Genomic DNA, 334 nt, shown 5'->3' with positions numbered 1-334 from the left:
ATCCTCCATCGCCTGGCAACGTCCTACTCTCACAGGGACAAAGTCCCAACTACCATCGGCGCTCAAGAGCTTAACTTCTGTGTTCGGCATGGGAACAGGTGTGACCTCTTGGCTATGGTTACCAGACAAATTCTTTTTAATTAAGTAACGCAACATTATCTATTATACAAGCATTCTTTCGAAAAAGCAAGCATTTTTTTAAAAAATGTTGTTCACTCAAAACTAAATAACAAGGCAAGGAAAAACATATCCGATTATGATCAATTCTTAGGTTAAGTCCTCGATCGATTAGTATTAGTCAGCTCCACATGTCGCCATGCTTCCACCTCTAACC

At 40.4% G+C, this 334-nt stretch carries 1 rRNA gene; it reads right to left on the bottom strand.

From position 1 onward, the window contains the following. Positions 1-10 precede the first annotated feature (10 nt). Positions 11-126 (bottom strand): 5S ribosomal RNA (gene rrf / locus ACK3CR_RS27050). Positions 127-334 lie beyond the last annotated feature (208 nt).

Source organism: Priestia sp. TRM10, assembly GCF_057808375.1.
This window is presented reverse-complemented; position numbering and strand designations above follow the sequence as displayed.